Origin of the sequence: Methanobacterium subterraneum (assembly GCF_002813695.1) — an archaeon.
Lineage (GTDB): Archaea > Methanobacteriota > Methanobacteria > Methanobacteriales > Methanobacteriaceae > Methanobacterium > Methanobacterium subterraneum.
On the sequence record NZ_CP017768.1, the window covers coordinates 1,061,769 to 1,084,127 of the forward strand.

22 protein-coding genes are annotated in these 22,359 nt (G+C 37.3%); 7 read left to right on the top strand and 15 right to left on the bottom strand.

Annotated features, from left to right (window positions below):
- Nucleotides 1-62 precede the first annotated feature (62 nt).
- Together BK009_RS05055 and BK009_RS05060 are read right to left on the bottom strand one after the other, a co-directional pair.
- The gene (locus tag BK009_RS05055; protein WP_100906749.1) at nt 63-620 is read right to left on the bottom strand and encodes a FumA C-terminus/TtdB family hydratase beta subunit; all 558 of its coding nucleotides are present in this window, start codon (nt 618-620) and stop codon (nt 63-65) included.
- 163 nt (nt 621-783) lie between these two features.
- On the bottom strand, nt 784-1,341 hold the full coding sequence (locus BK009_RS05060) for a hypothetical protein (RefSeq protein ID WP_100906819.1): 558 nt from the start codon (nt 1,339-1,341) through the stop codon (nt 784-786).
- Between the two features lie 779 nt (nt 1,342-2,120).
- Here BK009_RS05060 and BK009_RS05065 point away from each other — a divergent pair.
- Nucleotides 2,121-3,935, top strand: coding sequence for a DUF2070 family protein (locus BK009_RS05065; protein ID WP_100909177.1), 1,815 nt, complete (start codon nt 2,121-2,123; stop codon nt 3,933-3,935).
- Nucleotides 3,936-4,100: 165 nt separating this feature from the next.
- On the opposite strand, the gene BK009_RS05070 is transcribed toward BK009_RS05065, so the two are convergent.
- Nucleotides 4,101-4,382 (bottom strand): EMC6-like membrane protein, encoded by a 282-nt coding sequence (locus BK009_RS05070; RefSeq protein ID WP_100909178.1) that lies wholly within the window; start codon nt 4,380-4,382, stop codon nt 4,101-4,103.
- Nucleotides 4,383-4,442: 60 nt separating this feature from the next.
- On the opposite strand from BK009_RS05070, the gene rqcH reads away from it, so the two are divergent.
- On the top strand, nt 4,443-6,572 hold the full coding sequence (rqcH, locus tag BK009_RS05075) for a ribosome rescue protein RqcH (RefSeq protein WP_100909179.1): 2,130 nt from the start codon (nt 4,443-4,445) through the stop codon (nt 6,570-6,572).
- A 179-nt stretch (nt 6,573-6,751) separates the two neighbouring features.
- Here the strand turns inward: rqcH and BK009_RS05080 are convergent, their stop codons facing one another.
- The 10 genes from BK009_RS05080 to BK009_RS05125 form a co-directional block, all read right to left on the bottom strand.
- Nucleotides 6,752-7,057 (bottom strand): Zn-ribbon domain-containing protein, encoded by a 306-nt coding sequence (locus tag BK009_RS05080; RefSeq protein ID WP_100906822.1) that lies wholly within the window; start codon nt 7,055-7,057, stop codon nt 6,752-6,754.
- On the bottom strand, nt 7,041-7,424 hold the full coding sequence (locus BK009_RS05085; protein WP_100905993.1) for an OapB/ArvB family protein: 384 nt from the start codon (nt 7,422-7,424) through the stop codon (nt 7,041-7,043). The genes BK009_RS05080 and BK009_RS05085 overlap by 17 nt, the downstream gene beginning before the upstream one ends.
- 12 nt (nt 7,425-7,436) lie before the next feature.
- Nucleotides 7,437-8,081: an Era-like GTP-binding protein gene (locus tag BK009_RS05090; RefSeq protein ID WP_100909180.1), complete on the bottom strand. Its 645-nt coding sequence runs from the start codon at nt 8,079-8,081 to the stop codon at nt 7,437-7,439.
- Nucleotides 8,082-8,085: 4 nt separating this feature from the next.
- Entirely contained in the window at nt 8,086-8,781 is a 696-nt protein-coding gene (locus BK009_RS05095; protein ID WP_100906824.1) for a metal-dependent hydrolase, read from the bottom strand.
- Nucleotides 8,778-10,064 carry a DUF308 domain-containing protein gene (locus BK009_RS05100; protein WP_100905990.1) on the bottom strand — a complete coding sequence of 429 codons (1,287 nt, stop codon included), beginning with the start codon at nt 10,062-10,064 and terminating at the stop codon, nt 8,778-8,780. The genes BK009_RS05095 and BK009_RS05100 overlap by 4 nt, the downstream gene beginning before the upstream one ends.
- A gap of 183 nt (nt 10,065-10,247) precedes the next feature.
- A complete protein-coding gene (locus BK009_RS05105) occupies nt 10,248-11,405 on the bottom strand; it encodes a UDP-N-acetylglucosamine--N-acetylmuramyl-(pentapeptide) pyrophosphoryl-undecaprenol N-acetylglucosamine transferase (RefSeq protein ID WP_100909181.1) in 1,158 nt (385 codons plus the stop codon).
- 142 nt (nt 11,406-11,547) lie between these two features.
- Nucleotides 11,548-12,675: a DUF362 domain-containing protein gene (locus BK009_RS05110; protein ID WP_100906827.1), complete on the bottom strand. Its 1,128-nt coding sequence runs from the start codon at nt 12,673-12,675 to the stop codon at nt 11,548-11,550.
- Nucleotides 12,676-12,717: 42 nt separating this feature from the next.
- On the bottom strand, nt 12,718-13,635 hold the full coding sequence (locus BK009_RS05115) for a lysylphosphatidylglycerol synthase transmembrane domain-containing protein (RefSeq protein ID WP_100906828.1): 918 nt from the start codon (nt 13,633-13,635) through the stop codon (nt 12,718-12,720).
- Between the two features lie 326 nt (nt 13,636-13,961).
- Nucleotides 13,962-14,831: a decaprenyl-phosphate phosphoribosyltransferase gene (locus BK009_RS05120; protein ID WP_100906829.1), complete on the bottom strand. Its 870-nt coding sequence runs from the start codon at nt 14,829-14,831 to the stop codon at nt 13,962-13,964.
- Nucleotides 14,832-15,261: 430 nt separating this feature from the next.
- A complete protein-coding gene (locus BK009_RS05125; protein WP_100906830.1) occupies nt 15,262-15,828 on the bottom strand; it encodes a hypothetical protein in 567 nt (188 codons plus the stop codon).
- A gap of 205 nt (nt 15,829-16,033) precedes the next feature.
- On the opposite strand from BK009_RS05125, the gene BK009_RS05130 reads away from it, so the two are divergent.
- From BK009_RS05130 to BK009_RS05145, 4 genes are all read left to right on the top strand, one after another.
- Nucleotides 16,034-16,213 (top strand): class III signal peptide-containing protein, encoded by a 180-nt coding sequence (locus BK009_RS05130; protein WP_100909182.1) that lies wholly within the window; start codon nt 16,034-16,036, stop codon nt 16,211-16,213.
- Between the two features lie 112 nt (nt 16,214-16,325).
- Nucleotides 16,326-16,505, top strand: coding sequence for a class III signal peptide-containing protein (locus tag BK009_RS05135; protein WP_100909182.1), 180 nt, complete (start codon nt 16,326-16,328; stop codon nt 16,503-16,505).
- 133 nt (nt 16,506-16,638) lie between these two features.
- A complete protein-coding gene (locus BK009_RS05140) occupies nt 16,639-16,818 on the top strand; it encodes a Flp family type IVb pilin (RefSeq protein ID WP_100906833.1) in 180 nt (59 codons plus the stop codon).
- 254 nt (nt 16,819-17,072) lie between these two features.
- A complete protein-coding gene (locus BK009_RS05145; RefSeq protein ID WP_100906834.1) occupies nt 17,073-17,240 on the top strand; it encodes a class III signal peptide-containing protein in 168 nt (55 codons plus the stop codon).
- Between the two features lie 271 nt (nt 17,241-17,511).
- On the opposite strand, the gene BK009_RS05150 is transcribed toward BK009_RS05145, so the two are convergent.
- Together BK009_RS05150 and BK009_RS05155 are read right to left on the bottom strand one after the other, a co-directional pair.
- A complete protein-coding gene (locus BK009_RS05150; RefSeq protein ID WP_236951039.1) occupies nt 17,512-19,503 on the bottom strand; it encodes a dolichyl-diphosphooligosaccharide--protein glycosyltransferase subunit STT3 in 1,992 nt (663 codons plus the stop codon).
- 192 nt (nt 19,504-19,695) lie between these two features.
- Nucleotides 19,696-21,204, bottom strand: coding sequence for an ArnT family glycosyltransferase (locus BK009_RS05155; RefSeq protein WP_100909183.1), 1,509 nt, complete (start codon nt 21,202-21,204; stop codon nt 19,696-19,698).
- A gap of 402 nt (nt 21,205-21,606) precedes the next feature.
- Between BK009_RS05155 and BK009_RS05160 the strand changes: the two genes are divergently transcribed.
- Nucleotides 21,607-22,200 carry an acyltransferase gene (locus tag BK009_RS05160; RefSeq protein ID WP_232728111.1) on the top strand — a complete coding sequence of 198 codons (594 nt, stop codon included), beginning with the start codon at nt 21,607-21,609 and terminating at the stop codon, nt 22,198-22,200.
- The last annotated feature ends 159 nt before the right edge of the window (nt 22,201-22,359 follow it).

Genomic DNA, 22,359 nt, shown 5'->3' on the forward strand with positions numbered 1-22,359 from the left:
CAATCAGTCCATTAAAAATTATTGTAAAAAAAAATAGTAATATTTCCCTGATCTTTTTTGATTTAACCTTTGTTGGGTTGGTTTGCCTTTCGAACTTCCTGGTAAAGATTACCCCCGGTTGAGTCCATGGTAACGATTAATGGTCCGAAATCCTTGACTTCCAGTTCCCAGACTGCCTCTGGCACTCCCAGATCCAGCCAGTTAACACTGTTGATCTTTAGGACTGAACTGACGTAGAGTGCAGCGCAACCACCTACTGCTGCCAGGAAAACAGCACCGTTTCGTTTCAATGCATTGGCAGTTTTCTCATCCATCCCTCCTTTACCGATTACTGCCAGGGCTCCCTGGTCCAGTACTTCTGCCTGGTAAGGGTTCATGCGGGTGCTGGTGGTGGGTCCTACTGCCACCATCTGGTACTGGTTATCATCCTCTTTTTTTATTATGGGACCAGCATGGAATATCACTGCCCCTTCCAGATCCACTGGTGAACCAGTCTCAATTATGCGTTTATGGGCACTGTCCCTTGCAGTGTAAATGGTTCCAGTGATGTAAACTGAATCTTTAATTCTTAATTTTTCAGTGTCTTCCTTCTTTAGAGGTGTTTTAAGATGAACGATCATTATGGCACCTTTTGTGATTTTATTATTTAATTGACTCTTAAGACTTCCAAATGATTTGTACTCTTCCAGATAATCTTTTAATATAATCATCTGAAATAGGATTTTATTTCAAATCTAATTTCCTTTTAAATCTGATTTAACCCTTAACAAAATAAGTTTTTGTTCATCCCCTGAAAACTGCCAATATTAGAACGGTAATCAGGATGATGATAACCACTCCCAATATTATGAGGGGGTCTGTTTCTTCATAAAAAAGGATTAATTTCTCCATTAAACTGGGATTTTTAACTCTACCCTTTTTTTCTTGAATAATTGTCATTAAACGTTCCTGTTCCAATATGATATTAAGATATTTCTTTTGATTGATAACATTAATTTCACGGTCAATTACATCCCATAGTTCTTCTTTTTCAGACAATTCCTCATCGATGTAATCGTCTTCTATTTCTATGGTGGGGAAGAAATTTTTGAGGGATTCTCTTCTTTTGAAGATTCTGGTTTGAAATGAATCATAAACCTCTTTATTCTGACTGAGGTTGTAACTCTTTAATTCCAATTCTTTATCTGTTTTACAGAATTCCAATGGATTACCACACTCACACTTCACATAGTCCCTGGGAGACTCACTTTCCTTTAATTTGTAGTATCCCCCGCAGTAATTGCAAAACAGGTACCCGCCACCCCTTGTATGAATTGATTTTATGGTTCTCTTTAAAACCATTGCCCACACCTTGTTACTTGTATAATTATCAATTTTTATTCAATATCAATTAAATCATTCGGAAATTATCCAGAAAGTATAAAAAAATTAGATTTAGTTATCCTAAACCCATCACATGGCTTTCCTAATAATTAACCTAATTAAATATAGGTTTATTGGTATGATATTAATGCTTTTTGGAAATATGGTTCGAGGGGGTGCACAGAAATAGTAAAGATGCTTACAAACAGTTGAGCATTGAATTCTTACTGGATTATAACAAAATTGGGGATAGTTGAGAATAGGTAGGTATATCCACCAATAATAATAGATACATGTCAGTACATTTAATAGCCATACATTAATGTTAATTACAGGTAAAGAAATAATGATTATTATTCCAAAAAAAAAACTTCAAAAATCTGGAAGAATTTCCAAAAATATGGATAAATTTCATTCAGGGAAATACTTAACTCCCGGAAGAGTATGATTTGTAAATATAAAGCAACATTATGAACACCATTAAGTATTACTTTTTTATATTTATATATGAAACAGGGGTTAAGGTTTAATTAACTTAATGGATTTAATAGTAGATATTGCTATTAATTTTACTAGAATGAAACTAACTCTCGAACCAGGAAAATCAATCAAAAAATAATAAAACTATTATTCCTAACCCATAAAGACTAAGGTATAAATAAAGATAATAGACTAATATATTAAGTCAATAATACGTTAATAACCAGATTAATCTTAAAAATTTAATTATCCATTTCTTTGTATCCATGAGGTGAATTATGTCCGCTGTTGATAACATTACTGATCTTTCCAAGTACATGGTAACCCTTCCACCAAGTAGAATATCCATTTTAACCATGACCTTCCTTAGCTTCCTTACAGGTGCTATTGCTGCTTACCTTGAACCTTTATCCTCTGTATTTGACAGTATAGTATACGGTGGATCAGCAGGGTTCCTGATCTTTGGACTAACTTCCATCATGGATGGGGCTATAACCCAACCACTGGTCAATGCCATGGAAGGAAGACACATGAAAATGAAGCAGTCCATGTTTGTATCCCTTCTAAACATGGTATTGGTGGCAATGGTTTACATTGCAGGTAGTTTAGTATCCACCTTTACTTTTTACAGTTATATCATTGATGCCCTGATTTTAGGCTGTGCACTAGCTTTTGGCCTGCGTACATTCGTTATCTGGGGAACCTCCAACATAGGAGCCGTCCGATCAATTTTAATCTCCGCAATTCAACCAGTTCTAATACTCAGCATGGTGGTGGTAATTGTATTTTTAACCACCATTGGCACCAATATCGGATCATTCAGTATCATAGCAGTGGCCCTTAAGGGACTAATCGCCGGACTGATACTGATGATCGCTATTTACTCCTTTATACTGGTGATTGAATCACCCATTAAACGTAACTTGGGAGTGGGGGGTCTGGAATTATTATCACTATTTATAGCCCAGTACACTGAAGGATCAAGGGCCATGGAAGCACTCTTCGAAGATATGGGTGAACCAATAGACACCCTGGTGGGACTGGTTAGTTTCAAGGGTAAAAATGGGGTGAAAGGAGTGTTCATATCCCCCTGCGTCCATCCAGGACCAGTTGGAAACATTGGAGGGGGAAATATGCCCACTGTTCTGGCTAAAAGCCTGGAACCATTCGCAATGGTCAGCCATGGCCCCTCCACCCATGACTTTAACCCGGTGAGTTCCAGGGAAATCTGTAAAATCAAAGATGTGGTGGAAAAATCCCTGGAAAATATGGAATACTTCTCCCTGGCCAGTCAGTTCATCCAGGTGGAACATGAGGATGCTAAACTGGGCGCCCAGTACTTTGGAGATAATTTATTACTCCTGGCCACCTTTGCACCCCTTGGATTTGATGATATTGATTTCGGAGTGGGACTGGCAATTATTAAAGCAGCACAGGGACATACTAAGGCAGAAAATGTGATCCTGGTGGACTGTCACAACTCATTCAAAGGAGAATCAGGTAGGGTGCTCCCTGGAAACCCTGAAGTTTTCCAACTCTTAAGTGCAGTGGAGAAACTGGAAAAACCCTCAGAAAGTGAACTTAAAATGGGATGTGCCAATGACACCATTCCAGAGTTAGGTAAAAGGAGTGGTGTTGGTCAAAGTGGAGTTAAAGTGATGGTTCTGGATGTTAACGGTCAGAAAACTGCTTATATCCTTTTGGATGCCAACAACATGGTTATTGGTTTCCGGGATGAAATACTCACTGCAGTGGAAAAACTGGGACTGGACCATGCCGAGGTAATGACCACTGACACCCACTTTGTCAACACTCTTTCCGGGGGTCACAACCCCCTGGGAACAAAAGACCGTGATATTATAGTGGTTAAAACAGTAGAATGTGTTAAAAATGCTTTAAATGATCTGGAACCAGTTCTGGTTGGTGCTGAAACTGTGAAGCTGTCCAGTATAAACACCTTAGGCCCCACCCATGCTACTGAACTGGTAACCACCATAACTTCCATAGTGGCGGTAAGCAGGATAGTGGCACCACTGTTATTTGTACTGGCACTGTTCTTTGTATTTATCTGGATATTCTACTGGTCCTTCTAAACATAAGCCATAACTAGTTAAAACATTCCTTAAACTGATTAATAAATATTTAAAAAAGGAATCTCATAAATATATTCCTGGAATAAGCATAAAAAAGATAAGGCTAATAACATTTCAAAAAAAATAGAGGTATTTGATTTAAAATAGGGATGTGTTGGGGATGATTTATAACAGGTTATACATCATAACCCATACCAGTACCCACACAAAGAAGAAGGGTAAAATACCACTCCAGAGCCATCCCTTCATCCCACCAACTGCTTCCTTACCGAATAATCGTTCGGATAGCTGTCCTGTTAAATATAGGATTAATAGTCCTCCCAGGACTGCCAGGAATTCGTTTTTACCAAGAGCGCTTATGGCGCCTGTGGATAGTAAGTATGATATGGCTCCGGCAACAATTGCCAGTGCCGCATGTATGCTGGTTAACTTAACTTCAATGTCCATATTTTTCCTCCGTTTTTAACTATGGTCATTACCATATAATATAGATAAAGGTGTACTCTCATGAAAGCAATGTCCAATGTTGATCTTTACGCCATCTCCCATGAACTCAATGAACTCCTGACTGATGCCAGGGTGCAGAAAGCATACCAACCCACCAGGGACACTGTAATCATACGATTCCACGTCCCAGGAAAAGGAAGGGTAGACGTAGCATTCCAGGCCGGTTTAAGGGTGCACACCACCCAGTATCCGCCTGAAAACCCAAAAGTACCACCTTCATTTCCCATGCTCCTACGAAAGCATTTGAAAAATGCCACAGTGAAAGGGGTCCGGCAACATAACTTTGACCGTATCCTGGAAATTGACATCCAGAAGGAACATCGCTTTACTCTGGTTGTTGAACTTTTCTCCCAAGGTAATATAATACTTTTGGATGAAGAGAACCGAATAATCTTACCCCTGAAACATCGCCACGCCCAGGGCCGGAAGATAACCTCCAAGGAAGAATACCATTACCCCCCAGAACGGGGCATACACCCCCTGAACGTTGAACTGGAGGAACTAAAAGAATTATTCGAAGATTCTGACTCTGATCTTATCCGGGCACTGGCCCGGAGTGGGCTGGGTGGAATGTACTCCGAGGAAATAATCCTGCGTTCAGGTGTGGATAAAAAACAACCCGCCAACCAGGTCAGTGAAGAAGAAATTGAATCCATCCATAAGAACATGGTGGAACTCTTCAAACCCCTTAAAACATTCCAGTTCCACCCACAGATTGTGCGGGATGTTATTGAAGAAAACAAATCAAGTGTCGAGTCAGTGAAAACTGCTGAAGATAAAACCAAAACTGATGAAACAGACAAAAACATTGGCTCTGCTGATGAAAAAACAGGTCAAACTACTGACAACAAAGACATATCTGATTTTAAAAAGGTTAAAACTGGTAAAGAGGATGTTCTACCCCTTGATACGTTGATCTACCAGAATTTCCAGAAGGAACGCTTTGATACCTTTAACCAGGCTGCTGATGAGTTCTACAGTGGAAAGGTTGGTGCAGATATCAAGAAGGTTCAGGAAGATGTGTGGGCTAAAGAAGTGGGTAAATACGAGAAAAGGCTCCGCATACAGGAAGAAACCCTGAAGAAGTTCCAGGAAACCATAATTGAAACCAAAAAGAAGGGTAACCTCCTGTACTCCCATTACTCTGAAATTCAAAACCTCCTGGACATCATTCATCAGGCCCGGGAGAATTTTTCCTGGATGGACATCGCCTCTAAACTTAAAAAAGCCCGTAAAGAAGGAATGAAGGAAGCGCAGATCATTGAATCCATGGATAAGATGGGAGTACTCACCCTTAACCTGGAGGGTGAAAGGGTGATTGTAGATGCCAATCTGGAGATCCCGGAAAATGCCGAGAAATATTATAATAAGGGTAAAAAGGCTAAACGGAAGATCAAAGGAGTTAACATAGCCATTGAACGCACCCGTAAAGACGTGGAAAGAAAACGCAACAAGCGGGAACTGGCCCTGGAAAGGGTGAAAGTTCCCCAGAAGAGAGTGCGCAGGGAGCTTAAATGGTTCGAGAAACTACGCTGGTTCTTGTCATCCGATGGACTGCTGGTTATTGGTGGTCGGGATGCCGGTACCAATGAACTGGTTGTGAAGCGCTACCTGGATAACCAGGATATTTATCTGCACTCCGACATACACGGAGCTCCATCTGTGGTTATTAAAAAAGGTGAAGTGGAGGGAGAAATTCCAGAATCAACTATTCAGGAAGCAGGAACTCTGGCAGCATCATTTTCCAGTGCCTGGAGTAAGGGTTACGCTTCCCAGGATGTCTATTGGGTGCATCCGGATCAGGTTTCCAAAACACCCCAATCAGGGGAATTCGTTGCCAGAGGGGCCTTCATAATCAGGGGCTCACGTAAATATCTCCGGGGAATACCCCTCAAGATAGCGGTGGGAATAGTGGATTACGAAGGAGAAAGAATAATGGCTGGTCCGGTGGAATCTGTGTCCAAGTACACCGATAACTACGTGGTATTAAAACCAGGTTTTACCAAGAAAGAGGAAATTGCACGGGCAGTTCTTAAAAAGATCGACCCGGAACGGGTATTAACCCTTGAAGATGTGATCAGAGTACTGCCATCGGGTAAGTGTGATTTTGTGGATAATCGAAGAAGATAATCCCCTAATAATATTAGGGGATTTCATATTCAAAATAATCTAAGAATGGATTTTCAATAAATCCAGTGGGATTCTAAACAGATCCAAAAGGATTCTAAATAAATCTCTAGAAATAATAGAAAAAATATGTGGAGAAAAGAATTCTTAAAAATACAGAGAAAGGAAATACAATTTAGTGCTCAGGACTTTCCTTTTCTTTCCTTAATCTTCTTCTTCAGAATGTAGTTAATGTCTATCAGGTATTTTCCTTCTTCATCAGAGACTATCACTGATTCATCAGAAATCAGGGATTCCAGGTTCACCTCGTAGACCCCGTGTTCCTTGACCATTATGGTCTCCACTGAGTTTCCCTTTATTTCCTTGATTTCTTTGACCTTTCCTTCCTGGTGGAATTCAAAGAATTTACTGCCACAATTGGGGCAGCCCTTCATGATTAGGTCTTCTGAGTCTTCGTATTCCTGGCCGCACTTAATACATCGATGCATCACTACCACCGAGGCTTGCCACCATGGAGAGGAAGTTGGACTTCCTTTTCACTGCTTTCATCACATTAGCCGGGCCAATAATGGTTATACCCACTGTTTTCTTCTTGGATAATCCGAAAAAGGAACTTTCATCCTTTTCCAATGTGTAAATATCAATACCCATGAAACTTTCCACATCGATCTCACGCATGGTGGTTTCGATTAATTCTGCCTCTTCTTCTGGTTCCAGTCCGCCCTCAATCACCAGTAGTTCGCCTTTTTTAACCTTCTCCACGATCATTGATATTTTTTCAATACTACTCTGGGCTTTAAGGGCATCTGATGAGAGGAAATCCATTTTGAGACTGTTGGTATCAGCGTCATCCATATCTATCACCTGTTAGTTAAAACTCTCCACCATGGCCTTGTACAATTTATCGGTGTTTTCACCGTGGAGGGCAGAGATGGAGACCACTTTATGCTGGGGGAACACCGATAGAATCCTTTCTGAATTGGATTCTGGTAGATCCACCTTGTTGGCCACAATTACAAAGGGTATTTTACGGGCCTCCAGGTTACCGATTATGGTGATGTTGGCCTGGGTGAGGGGATCCTTAGTTGAATCCACCACTAATAAAACACCAGTCACATCATCTAACCATTTGATAGCTTCTATTATGCCCTTAGTGGCTTCTTTAGCCCGTTCTTTGGCTTCCTGTTCAGATAGGCCATATTGTAGGAAGTTTTTATAATCGATCTTGGTGGCTATTCCCGGGGTGTCAATGATGTCGAAATCCAGTTCCACACCATCGTAGCTTAGGGTAACCCTTTCCTGCCGGTAAACTCTCCTGGTTTCGTGTGGTATTTCTGAAACCAGTCCCAGGGATTTCCCGGTCCAATCTTTGGTCATCCGGTTAGCCAGGGTGGTTTTCCCAGAGTTGGGGTGGCCGTAGAATCCTATTTTGAGTTTTTTTTCTTTTCCAATTAGTTTGTTGAAGATGTCTGTGAAAAATTTTTTTCTGAAAATACGCATGATATCGACCATTAAATCACTCTTGGTAGGTTTCACCGGGTTTAAGCACTGTTACTTTGGTCTCGGTATTTTTTTCAACCATATCTTTGAAATCGTATGGGTCCTGTTCTATAGGGGGGAATGTGTTGTAATGTATGGGTATTATGACTTCTGGTTCGATCCAGCTGGCTGCAATGGTAGCCTCCCTTATTCCCATGGTATATCGATCTCCTATGGGTATTAATGCTATTTCTGGCCGGTATATATCCCGTATAACTGTTTTCATATCTCCGAAAATACCGGTGTCTCCAGAGTGGTAGATCTTCCTCTTATTCTCCAGTTCTAGGATGTAACCACAGCTACTTCCACCCGGCCCGATTCCATCTATGAAATCCATGTCTGATGAGTGGATGGCATTGACCATGGTAATCTTTATACCGGCAACTTCAATGGTTCCCCCCATGTTCATACCCATTGTTTCCAATCCCAGTTGGGAGATGTAAACTGAATGCTCATGGTTACACACAATTAATGCATTGTTATTTTTGGCTAATTCCACTGCATCACCGAAATGGTCATTATGACCATGAGTGACACATATGACATCGGCTTTAACTTCTTCGGGGTCAAATGGGCAGGCCGGGTTGTCACGGAGGAAGGGATCAATCAAGATGTTAATATCATTATCAGTTAATATGTGGAAGGCAGAGTGTCCCAGCCACTGGATCTTCATTCTTTCAGCTCCAGATCCACTTCCTTAGATATGCTCCAGGCATCATCAAACATTCTTTCAATTTCCAGGATGGATTTTGTGTCCTTGTAGATAACTCCCACTTCATAACTTTCGTATATGGGATCAGTGGATATTATAAGACCATTACTTTCATCAGACACTACAGCCACGGTGTGCACGTGGGGCATGGTCCGGATCTGTACATCTTTTTCCTGGAGGAGTTTTATTAATTCCACTGATGCATCATCGTCTAAGCTTGCTTCCTGGATGATCATACGGCTTTCAGTGTCCATGAACTTTTTAAGGATTCCCACATCAATGTTACGCACCCAAGGGTACATCATCAGTAACTTGTTCTCTGCAGTTATGATGGTGTCCTTCATGGCTTCCTGAACATCTTGTGCCTCGAATGACCATATAATAGATGGCTCGGTCGAATCTGTCTTCAATTTATCAATGGTTCCCTTGAAGGAATCTAACCGTTCATCGATGATGCTCTCAATATCCTTGGCATTCTGGATGTAGTTTTCCTTGAGTTTGTCCAGTCTGTTTTTAACGAACTGATCATCCCGTCCAGTTCGAGTTTGCAGTTCCTTGAGTCTTTCCTTGTCAGCAGTTTCCAGTACTGATTTTGGGGCTGGAACTTTCTTTTCTTCTTTTTCTTGAAGTTTTACTGGTTTTACCTGGGGAGGTTCAGCTTCTTTTTTTACCTCTTCAGGGGCTTTTTTAACCGGGGCGATTCTTTTAGGGGGTTCTTTAGGTTTAGTGGTCATTTCCGGAGGTAAGGTGGTTGATTTCTCAGTGTTTGGTGTCTTTTTTATCGCACCTGGTGTTTCCGTCTTTTTTTGTGGTTTTATTACCTTTTTGGGTTTTATGGCCGTTCCAGTTGTGGTTTCTTTTTCCTTTTTTATAGTTGGTGTGGATGTGGTTGCTGGCCCGAATTTTGCCTGTTGTTTAACCCTTGGTTTGGGTTTAATGGCACGTAATTCAGAAGACAGAGCTGGTTCTGAAGGCTTTTTATCTTTAACTGGCATTTTTTTAGGTTTTACTGGTGCAGTACCTGGTTTCTTAGGAATTTTTGCCTTTTTTGGTTTGGGCATAACCCCTTTGGATAAATCTAACCTGCTACCGAAAAATATCACTAAAATAAGTCCTAATACCGCTGCTATTAACCCTACAAAGAAAGCTAACGGGTTTGGTGGGATGTTAAAACCTAGGTACATGAAATAAAAACCACCGATAACCATGAGAGCCCCAAAAACGCTGACAATTAAATTGATCATCTCATACCTCCGAATCTTATTATGTTAGGGATTATTTATAAATTATTAGTTTCATCACACACCAATTATTATCATTCTTTCAATTTGGGTCTTAAAAAAATGAATTTCTAATTCTAAATAGTGAATTAACAATTATTAATATTTTCCGGATTTAGCCGATGGGATCATGCCATGGGGATAAATTTACTCTAAAAGTTTTCCATTATTCACTGAATTCCGAATGATACTTGCTGCATCTTCAGTTCCCTTGTACTGGGAGAATATATTCCTAACACTGGCTGCATTTTTCTGGAGGTCTTGATCTTTCAGTAGGGAATTGATCCTCTCGGATAAACCCTGGGAAGTTAAAGTACCCATTTTTTCAACCTGAGCTATTCCATATCTCTCCATTTTCGTGGCGTTTTTCATTTGTTCCGGATGATTTTCAATGGGAACCATCAGGCTGGGGATGCCCAGGGAAGCTATTTCCATGGAGGTGGTGTGTCCAGCCAGGCTCACCAGGAAGTCCGATAGTTTCATCCACTCCATGATATCTCCCAGGAAGCGTTTGCATATTATTCCCGGGGATGATGCAAGATCCAGTTTCACTTGGGGCCCGGTTACCAGTATTAACTGGTCACAGTCCAGGTCAGGTGCTGCCTGGTGCAGGAGACTTAAAAGTTTATTACCAAACTGGGATCCTCCCACAGTGGCCATTACAATCTTCTCTGATGATCCGAATCCGAAGCGTTTCCGGAGTTCTTTTTTACTTTCCATAGATTTAGGGTCCATCTTCAGGATTGGTCCAGTGAAGTTCACCCGGTTTTTGATCTGCGAAGGTACCGGGTAGGAGTTTTCAATGTCCGGGATGATGATGGAATGGCAGAGACGGGAGACATCCCTGATGAAACGTTGCAATCCGTTTTCCAAGTACTCCAGGGTGATGTCCTTATGGTGCTCTTCTTTAAGTTCTGGAGCCAGGTCGTTACTCACCAGGATGCAGGGTATGCCCAGCACCCGGCAGGTGATGGGGACTGAATAATGAGAGTCAGATACAACCACGTCAGGATTGAATTCCTTGATTATACGGGATTCATGGTAGATACTCTTCAGGAAAATGTAAGGTGCGTCTATGGATTTGCGAGCGGTGTGTTTAAAGTTCAATTCCCCGGAACTCCCGTAGAACTTGATGGTGGGGAGTTCTTCCACCTTATAATCACTGTACTCATTGAGGGTCTGATATCCAGAACCATAACTAGCAAAGAGAACCTCATCACCCATTTCCTCTAATTTCTGGGCTAAAGCCACTGAACGGGAGGTGTGTCCCATTCCAATGCCACAGGGTATTAGGAGTACTTTCATTTAAGTGCCTTGGAAAGTTTTAAACATTAATCTAAAACATTAAAAATGGAATACAATAAGAATCAATTGTGGTCTTTTTTAAATAAATTTATCTATGGGGATAATGATCAACTCTCAGAATATTTGTCTTAAACCTAATTCTTCAATATGGATCCCATTCCTTGATTTCAGGATATTCTGGAAATTCACCAAAGGAATATTTCTGGAATAATTCCCCCCATCTAGTCTGTTTGAATCTGTTTATGTTCTTTTTACCTGCGGTGGGATACCAAAAATGATCGTGATAGAATTCTGAGGCAAATATGAAGCTTTTAAAGAAGGGAGAATTGAATAGAGCATTGTGTATGGTGGGTATTCTCATGGTTTTTTTCCGGATGATCTGATCCCAACGTATCACTGGACTTTTCTGGGTATGGAATTTGAAGTTCGTGATATCTAAATCCGCTCGGTCAATACCCACAAACTCGATCTGATCAGTGTCACCCATTCCCAAACCCTGATCATGAGCTAATTTGATGTAATCTATTTCTAAAGGTTCAAAACCCATGATCTTAGCGGCAATGGCATCAATAGCTACTTGGTCACTGCTGGCCAGAATCATGTCCCCATAAAATGGTTCCATGGTCCGTGGCCCGGCACCGTTTCCACAGACACAACCATCCATAACTGCAAAAATACCATCATGTATCTCTTTCTGGATGGCCAATAGATCTACCAGTACTTCATGGATCATCTTATGCGCATGATGCCGATATTTCGGTATCAAACCACCAAAGGCATTTTTCATGGCCCCAGTAGTCTGGGTGTGTCCATGGGTTTTCATGGTTGGAAAATGGATGATATTGGAACCTTTAAATATCTCCGGGATCAGCACTCCCCCAAATATTTCATCCATTGCCAACATTTCACTTCGGGGTTCATATTCAACCCATTTTACATCGGTGAGGGGCTGGAACTTTACATCATGACAATCTAATAATGGCAACCATTTATTGTAGTAGGCACCCTTCCATGGATGGGTCACCACAGTCTGGTTTTCCACCGCCAGGACCTTGGAGTAATTTTCACTTTTCAGGGTTTCCAGGACTCCTTCCAGTTGCCAGGGTGGAGTGGAACATGCGGGATAAAAAAGTGTCCAGGAGAGGTTTAATTTAAGGATGTTTAATTTATCCTTGGTAATTATTTTATCATAATCAGCCAGCCGCATTAAATCCGAGTAATCTGTGACCACATTTTCAGGTGAAGTTTTTAAAATCGCAACCTTTGACATACCATAAACCTTCGTTAAATAGATCTTTTCTGAAATATCTTTTTACATTACTTTTCTTTTAAACAATAAATATACCATTAGTCCCATTATCACTCCATACCATAATGTGCCCAGGCGGATGATCAGGGCCACTCCCACTGATACTGTGGCAGTGAGTCCAAAAAATTGGAGTAAACCTGATATTGTGGCTTCGGCAATCCCCAAACCTCCTGGTATCATGCTCACTGCACCCACCAGTGAGGAGAAACTGAAAATAAATGTGGAAACGGTTAAGATAATATGCTGGCTGAATCCCATAACCACCAAGTAAAGTCCCATACATTCAAAGAACCAGGCGAGTACACTTAAAATAATGGCCACCATAAGATTTTTGGATACCATTGTTGTCTCAAATGTCTGATGCATTTCTTTAACATTAGGAGAGTATTTTCCCGCCCTTTTCTCCATGAAAAATATTAATTTCTTTAATATATACTTTGATTTTATTACCATGAAAAAAACAACAAAAAACAGGAAGACAATAATGAGAATGTAGGATCCTTTTTCATAGTAAACAATCCCAGTTAATGACAATATTATAAGTGCTAAAAGATCCGTTACTCGGTCAATGATCACAACCGGAATAGTTTTTGAAAGTTTGTCTCCGTTTATTTCTTTAATTAACCATCCTTTCCATATTTCTCCCATCTTCGCAGGAGTTATGATCATTGAAAGGCCACTAAAGAATACAAAGATATTGTCTTTAGTTTTCATGTGGATACCCACACTCTCCAGGAAGTAATTCCACTTTATAAACCGGATAAAATACCCTATGGTAGTAAATATTAACAATAATATCAAGTATGCCCATTGGAAACTTTCAAATGCCTGGATGAGTTTGTCAATATCTGCGTATATACAGAGAGCAAGATAAATAGTCACTGCCAGAAGAAGGGTTATCCAGATCTTACCTTTCGCCATATTTTTAACACCTTGTGGTCATGTATTAACAACTGAGGATTCTGTCCAATATTGGGTATTCGTTTTTAATGGGGAGAATGCGATGTTTCTCTTTTTAATGAATCTTTGCCTATTGTGTTCCATTTTTAACAAGTTTCACCTATTCATTTGCAAATGAGCATCACTACCCGTAGTTAAACGCACTATGTTGAGTTGCAAATACCAGTATTCGAATGGTTAAATTTTCCGGTTTTAAGCATCGAAAGTCAAACAACTCAATTTTATCTATAAGTTTAAGATGTTCTATTTATCCATTATGAAAGAATATAATCCCTAATTATTACTTTTTAGAAAATTCCCCTAATTTTATCCACATAAATTACAATAAAAACGATCATTACCCATAAAATCATGCTTAATATCATTCCTTTATCTTTGAAAATGAGTTCTGGTTCTCCGCCCAAGTTTTTACTGTGGACCAAGAATAGGTATTTAAATAGCCCATAAAAAGCAAATGGTATAGTTATCATCATATAGATTTTTCCCACGAAGAAAGTATAGAGTGAATAAGACATTATGAGGCTGCTGGTGGTAATGGTTATCATCTGATCCAGCATTTGAGTGGAATATCCCTCCAGTATTATTCTGTGATTTTTAGCCTCATCTCCCAATATTATGAGTTCATGCCTTCTTTTTCCCAGTGCTAAAAACAAAGCCAGAAGGAAGGCACAGATGATAAGCCATGGCGAAACAAAAACACTTATGGCCAATGCTCCTGCAACAGCCCTAATAACAAATCCCGATGATATGATAAGTATATCTGCGATGATGATGTTTTTAAGCCATAATGAATATGAAAGGAGCAATATAATAAAAAACAAAGTAATAAGAAAGAAATACTGATTAACCCAGTAAGCTACCGTGAAAGAGATAGTTAAGAATAATACAATGAAGAATATTGCATGGGATACTTTCAAAGTTCCAGAGGGTACTGGTCTTTTACGTTTTTTTGGATGATTTTTATCCTTTTCAATATCTAAAATATCATTAATAAGATAAATGGAACCAGATAACAGACAAAAAACAAGGAAAGCAACCCCTGAATCAACTAAAAAGGTCAGATTCAGCATATTAGAAGAGAAAAGAACCCCAATGAACAAGACTAAATTCTTATACCACTGCTTGGGGCGCATGGACTTTATAACGTTACTGATCATTTAAATCATTATTTCTTAATTTTAAGAACTCCAACTAGATATTGTCAAGCCTATATTATTAAGTTGACTCAGGCACCATAGAAAATTTTCTATTTTTATCATTTTAATTTAATACTGTAATTATAAAGTACATGGTATCTAGAGGCCCTTCAAACACCTACAAAAAATGAGTTTATCATATTTCGTGTTAATGTATCATGTTCAGAGCTAAAATTTTTAGATTAGAGTAGTTTTCAATAGGGATTTTTTTATACCCGACAATTAGAAGTTCTTTATTAAAAATACGTATATTAAACTCCATATTTTATTATATCAATAATTACGTTGATATTTTGACAACTGATTTTTCTTCTTATTTTCAATTAAAGATCACTTGATATAATTCATTTAATTGATTGGGCGGCCCTCAGCAATATTGAAAAAAAAATAATTATTCATTTGACTGGACAAAAGAAATAATGTTTTTGAATAATTTAAGGGATCCTTTATTGTTGCTTAATCCCCAGGCTAATTTGTTTCTAAGGGCTCTTTTTTGTTCTTCACCCATCGAGTTCATGTAGAAAATGGTCTGGTTAAATAGAGAGTCTGCTTCGTTGGAGTTCTTGAGAGTTTCCCGTTCAATTTGAAGTTCATCAATCCTCCTGCGGAAAATCCGTTTAAGATTCTTAGATGCCCGGTAAACCTCATCGTGATCCTTGCTTTCCATCTGTTTAAGGATGGTTTCGATTTCCACAAAATCCATTCTGGAAACACCGAAAACAATACCCTCTGGCCTTATAGATTGTATCCTTTTGACACCATTGTATATTGTAAAATCATAATCTGCTATGTATATCTGTCCTTCACGCAGAAGTGCCATTAATGATTCGTTAAAAGTCTTGTCTGATGTGCCTATCCCTGATTTTGATCTTATAACTTCCAATATTCTTTTTTTGGATAGCTCATCATTTTCTAAGATTTCCAGGATTAATTTTCGTAAATTGTAGTTTTTAGGCATGGTCACAAGCCCTCTTAATTAGTGTGTGATAATATGCACAAAGAAGTATATAAAAGATAATTATTAGTGAACACTAAATGTTATTAGTAATTACATTAAATTGTAATATGAATGTTGTTACAAAAAGGCAATAAAAATATTTATATATAACTATAAACAGAGGAGTTGTATATAAGTTGTAAAAAACCCTATTGGAGGTAAAAATATGAGTTTTCTAAAAGATGAAGGTGGACAAGGAGCAGCTGAATATATATTACTGTTTGGTGGTGTTATAGTTATCGCAATAGCTGCATTACTAATTTACAGAGCATACTTCAGCGGAACTTCCGGATTAAACGCCTCTCAGGACGTTAACACCATAAGAACCACAAGCGTGCTCCAATAAAGAAACCCCATAAGTGGTTCAAACCATATATGGGTAACTTTCTTTTTTTTATAAACCAGCATAATACTTTTTTAACAATCATTGTATTGTGTATCATTAGGAGGAGTAAATTATGAGTTTTTTAAAAGATGAAGGTGGACAAGGAGCAGCTGAATATATCTTACTGTTTGGTGGAGTTATAGTTATAGCAATAGCTGCATTACTAATCTACAGAGCATACTTTAGCGGAACTTCCGGATTAAACGCCTCTCAGGACGTTAACACCATAAGAACCACAAGCGTGCTCCAATAAAGAAACCCATAATGGTTAATACCATTATGGTATTTTTTTTATTCAACTATCATGATCATGTTGATTAGATATTAGAGTATATTTTAACTAAAGTACATTCTGTGATTGGGGTTCATGTTGGGAGGTAAATAATATGGGCTTTTTAAAAGATGAAAGTGGGCAAGGAGCAGCTGAATATATCTTACTGTTTGGTGGAATTATTGTTATAGCAATAGCTGCATTATTAGTCTACAGATCATACATTCAAGGCGCTTCTTCACTAAACGCCGCTCAGGACGTTGAAACCATAAGAACCACAAGCGCACTTCAATAAAACATTGGAGTAATTTCTTTCTTTTATTTATTTTCTAATTATTTCTTATTTTCTAATTTATCTCTCAAATCTTTAGAAAAAATAATAATTAGGAACCTAATTGAAGAATTAGGACGTATGATAAATCAGGTTCAATCCATTCGAGAATTCTTCCCGAGTGAAAAATAATTTATAGCAGAATCTTTCAAATATAATAAGAGTACTGGATTAAATTATGATTCTATAATTTTATTACGATATAAAAGGTGGATTAAATGGATGAAAAAGGTCAGATTAGCGCTGAAATGATATTATTAATTGGAGCTATGTTAGTTATTGTAATTGTCGCTGGCGGATACATAATAAATATTACCCAATCAATTGCAGGGAATATTACTCAAGTGATTGATACTGCGAGAAATGCTGCTATTGGTAAAATGTAGTTTTTAAGATTATTATATAATAATTTTATCAAATTCCCCAAACAACTGCTTTATCACTGTAGAATAAAGGTTTAAACACAGTTGAATTACTCTTTTCAATAACTAACTTGGTGAAAATTGAATTCTCAAATTTTTTATCTATTACTACTGCTTTTTCATGATTTATTATGAAGACAGCAAAATCACTATTAGGATCCATGTAATGCTTTAAGATGGTCCCATTGTCAATGAATTCTACAAAATAGGGTGTTTCGTCTCCCCAGGTTAAAGTTTAGGTTTTAAAATCCATAAATACATCATTTGTTGAATTAAAATAGTCAGGAGCTATTTTCACAGTTCCCACTGAGTAAGTATAATTTTTAGAAGACTTTTCATTGAAGTTCCAATCACCAAACTTAAATATCCAGTGTCCAGTGCCAATCATTTTATCATTGGTAACTACAACCATAGGAGATGGATTTTCAGGATGAGTATATTTCAAAACTTTATCAGTCTGATTACTTGTTAAATTATAATTATTTAAAAGCAAATTACGAGCATTAGCTTCATCCTGACCTAGTATATTGTCCATAATATCCACACTTTTACTAGTATTTTGTACATACATAACCAAGGTTACATAACCCTGATCTCCACTGGTGGATAACATTCGCATGATACCAACAGAAAGGCTCTCATTGTCTGTTGAAAATGCTTTATTTATCCAGTAATCCCTTGAAATACTGGGAGATTTATCTTTATATGGGAACAAATCATCAAAACTTCGAACAGATAATGTTTCTATGTAACCCATTCTACCATCTTCAAGGACCGGACGATCAGCAATAGCAGCATATAAATGGCCATTATTCCAATCACCGACAATAACAGTGTTATCTGCAGTGTTATTATTAATCCAAACTGAAGCATCCCAAATGTCATCATTAATCCCGGGTGTTAGCATAAAGCTAGTTCCACTGACCCATATTCCTGGAAAAGTTGCTAATATTACAATTAAAATAGCGAAAACATTGAGAATACCGGGATTTTTTTTGAAAAAAACAATTTTTTCACTGTTTTTCAATAAGCCCAAATATTCAATGCATATGCCCACCATTATTCCAGTACTAACCACCAGTGGTGGGATTAACAATATAATGAAACGTTCACCACCATTTAAAGCACCAAAACCTGTTAGGGTCCATAAAACCAGGAAAGAAAATGATATCCAGTTAATTCTGTTCAATAATTTCTGGCTTAACTCATCATTTAATAATATGCGGAAAGTCCATAAAAGTCCAAATAACCCTGCAAAGAGGGAAAGGCCCAAAGCAGAAATGATTACTTCAATCGAAGGTTTAGTCAGTTCAGAAACTGAAATGTATAGATTCGGCCAATCAGCCCAGGATCCATTACCAGAAGATAACGTAATAAGTTGAATCGGCCCGTATAGCAGTTTAAAAATATTTATTAATCCGGTGGAGACCCCTACTAGGATCAATGTCACTGCCAAAAACAATACCAGGTTGTATAGGTGATTTTTTACTATCCCACCCTTTAACTTAGTCCAGAGAATGAGAACAACCCAAAAGATAACCATGAGGTAAAACAGGTACTGCCAACCATTCCAGGCAAGGGCAAATAAGAAAGTAGACACTGCTGCTAGGCAAGAAAAAAGTATTGCCTTTTGAGGTTTATTTATATTATTTAGGGCCATGAAAAAGAAGCTAACCACTAAAAAAGGAAATAATAAATTGAACATATCAGTATCAAACCATCCAGGGACAGTTCGGGTAAAATAATAGGGAATTGTTACTGATAAAATACCTGCAGCCACTGCCCCATATTTATTAGTTAATCTGCTAACAAAGAAATAGGCCATAATTCCAGCCAGTGGCGCTATAAACGCAGACAACCAGAAACAGATGACAAAAAGAGGTAAATCTGCAAATAGGTTAATAAATTTATAAATAAAAACTGTTAAATAGACTATTAAAGGGGGATAATCAAGTGGAACTCCAGGAGGGTAGTATGAATGAAGATCCCATTCAACACCTTTAATTATTGTATCCCCCAAATATCCATGGTCCAAATAGTTTTCTGCTAAACGGTAATTATAGTAAGAGTCCAGCTCGTACATGTAAGGAAGGTCACTTTGATCCTGATAGAAAGGTTTTTGATATTCTGGAATGGAATTGAGAGTAATAGTTCCCACTCTCATGGAAAACCCAATGCTAAAAATCAGCAAGACAATAGCTATGTTGACGATTAATTTTTTATCCATTTATACTCCAACAGAATATTTGAATAAGTTTAATTTTTTTTAATGCTGCTGAATTATTTTTTTATAAATATTAATGAGGGACAGCACATTAATCCAACCTTTACCCTGAAAACATTATCATATCTATAAGGGTTTCACGGTTAAAAGAATTATAATGTCCCATAACTCTATTTTTTAATATTAAACGATGATCTAAGATGTCCTTTTTACTTGGTATACTTTAGTTATTCCAAATCCAGCGGTGTCATTACTTGGAATTTCAGCAATCAGTGTGCAATTTTGGTTAATGAAAATCTCAATATAATCATCCTCCATTGCCCATATGTTATCATAAAGAATGTATTCCGCTCTTAAATCCACCATCATTTCATTGGTTTTATTTACGTTTTCACGCCCGTAATATTTGTAATTATCATGTAATGCAATCCAATAATTATGATCTCCCACAACAATACTTCCATGAGGTATATACTTTTGAACCTCGTATTCAATTCTCATATAATCATAATCATTAGTTTTTTCTAAAAAGCTAATTATAAATATACAATTCCCAACTATTAGCATAAACCATAAAACAATAATAATAACTGACATTATACTTCTTCTATTCATTTTAAACTTTATTTTATTTTTAAGAGTCAAAGCCATGATTATTGACAAATAGGGGATGGTTAATCCTAAGTAAATAAAGAATTTGTGATAAACCAGAACAGCAAAAACCCCGATATTTACCATTAAAACAATTAACAAAAATTTTCTACCAAACCTCCCCTCTCGGGAAAGATAGTACAAACCCAAAACTGTTAAAATCACAACCAATGCCAACACCAGAAATGCCAAAAATAGGCCATTATACTGATTTAACCACCAAAAAAGGTTTATGTAACGTGTAGGTTCCACTAATATATTACTCAGAGGATTTGAAGGAGATCTAGCAATATTTCCCATGAATTGGCCTTTAAAAGCCGCAAAATCCAGAGATATATATAATGCATAAGGAATTAATGGAAGTAAAATCCCTGAAATGAATGCACCAATTTCATTGAGATTTAGATTAAATTTTAATGTCTTAAAATCTATTTTTTCGGCCAAAATAATTATTACAACCGACAGTATCGCAATAAGACCATTGGGGTGAGATAACAATGCAAGCATTGCAAAAAAAGCGGAAGCAAAATAATAACCAATTTTGAACTCTTTCAACGCCAAAAACGTGAAATAAAGAGCAATAATCATGAAACATGCCACTGCAATTTCCATCCGAGCATTTCGGGAGACCATGAAGAATAAAGGGTTTGAAATCAGAGCAAAAGATGTTAATAACCCAATTTTTTTGTTATACAATTTAAAACCAAGTAAGTAGGTAAATAAAACTGTTAAAAAACCTAAACTAACACTTACCAGTCTAGCTTGTATAACTCCAAAACCTAATAATTTAAAAGAAGTTGCCATTAATAAAATAAATACCGGTGGTTGCCAGTAAGTGAAATTAGCAAGATTACAAGAGCCATAGATCATGGTTGTGCCCATTTTACCAAATGTGGCCAAATCATAGGCAGGATTAATAAACCAATTCTCATCACCATTGACAACTGGAAACTTACCAAGATTAAATGAATATAATACGGCGTAGATTAATAAGAGAATTATTATCTCCTTATTTTGAAATGAAAAACGTTTAATTCGTGTCAAAATAGTCATATGAATCTTTTATAATAAATTTTAATAATATCAACTGTATTAATCAATATCAATACCAGTTTTATATGTGTTTCATCTAATTATCATTCTTAATACATGTTATATTAAACTATTTTTTACTATAAACCAATCATATTGTCATTATCACTAAATAAATTTTCAAATTATACTCATTAAAATTATAACAATTATATTGCCAATTTAACATTATTAAATTGTAGGTTTATGATATTAAAGAGTATAGTTGATTAAAAATAATCAATAGGAAAATTGATTAAGTACCAGTTTAATAATATATGTTAACTAACTGCCTAGGAAATGGATTTAATCAATGAAATTTGGAGTATTATGGCATTATTCAAAAACCCATGGGGTTCCAATGAAAAAGTCAATTTCAAAAATATGTTTTTTGGAGTTGACTCTGAAGAAAATATTGGCAAACCTAAAGTTCATGATAATGTGACACTAGGAGTCAGTTATAAATTCAGATCAAAACCCCCTTTAATTGGTAAAAACGCTTTGCTGCGTTCGAACACCGTGATCTATAATGATGTGGAAATTGGTAACGATTTTCAAACTGGTCATGGAGTGTTGGTTAGGGAAAAAACCACAATAGGTGACAGAGTCCTCCTGGGAACCAATAGCGTTATTGAAGGCCACACAGAAATTGGAAATAATATCAGTATCCAATCAAATGTTTATATCCCTAAAAATTCTTTAATCGAAGATCATGTTTTTATAGGCCCATGTGCCTGCTTTACTAACGATCGGTACCCTTTGAGAGGTGACTATAAGCTTAAAGGCCCCATAATACGGAAAGGTGCGTCTATTGGGGCAAATTCTACCTTCCTCTCTGGGATTGAAATTGGAGAAGGATCCATGATTGCTGCAGGGGCTATTGTAACTAGAGATGTACCGCCATTCTATTTGGCGATAGGTGCCCCTGCCAAAATGAAACCTTTACCTAAACATTTCAAGACTTTGAACAAAATCTAATTTTTATAGAAATTTAATTTTTATTTTTTTTAGAATAAAATATGAATAAAATATTTTAGACCGCCTAAACTATTTTTGAATACTACATACCAAAATTTATCAAAAACAATAAGTCAACAAATTTAGTAATCACTAAATATTCTAAATTGAATCTAATTA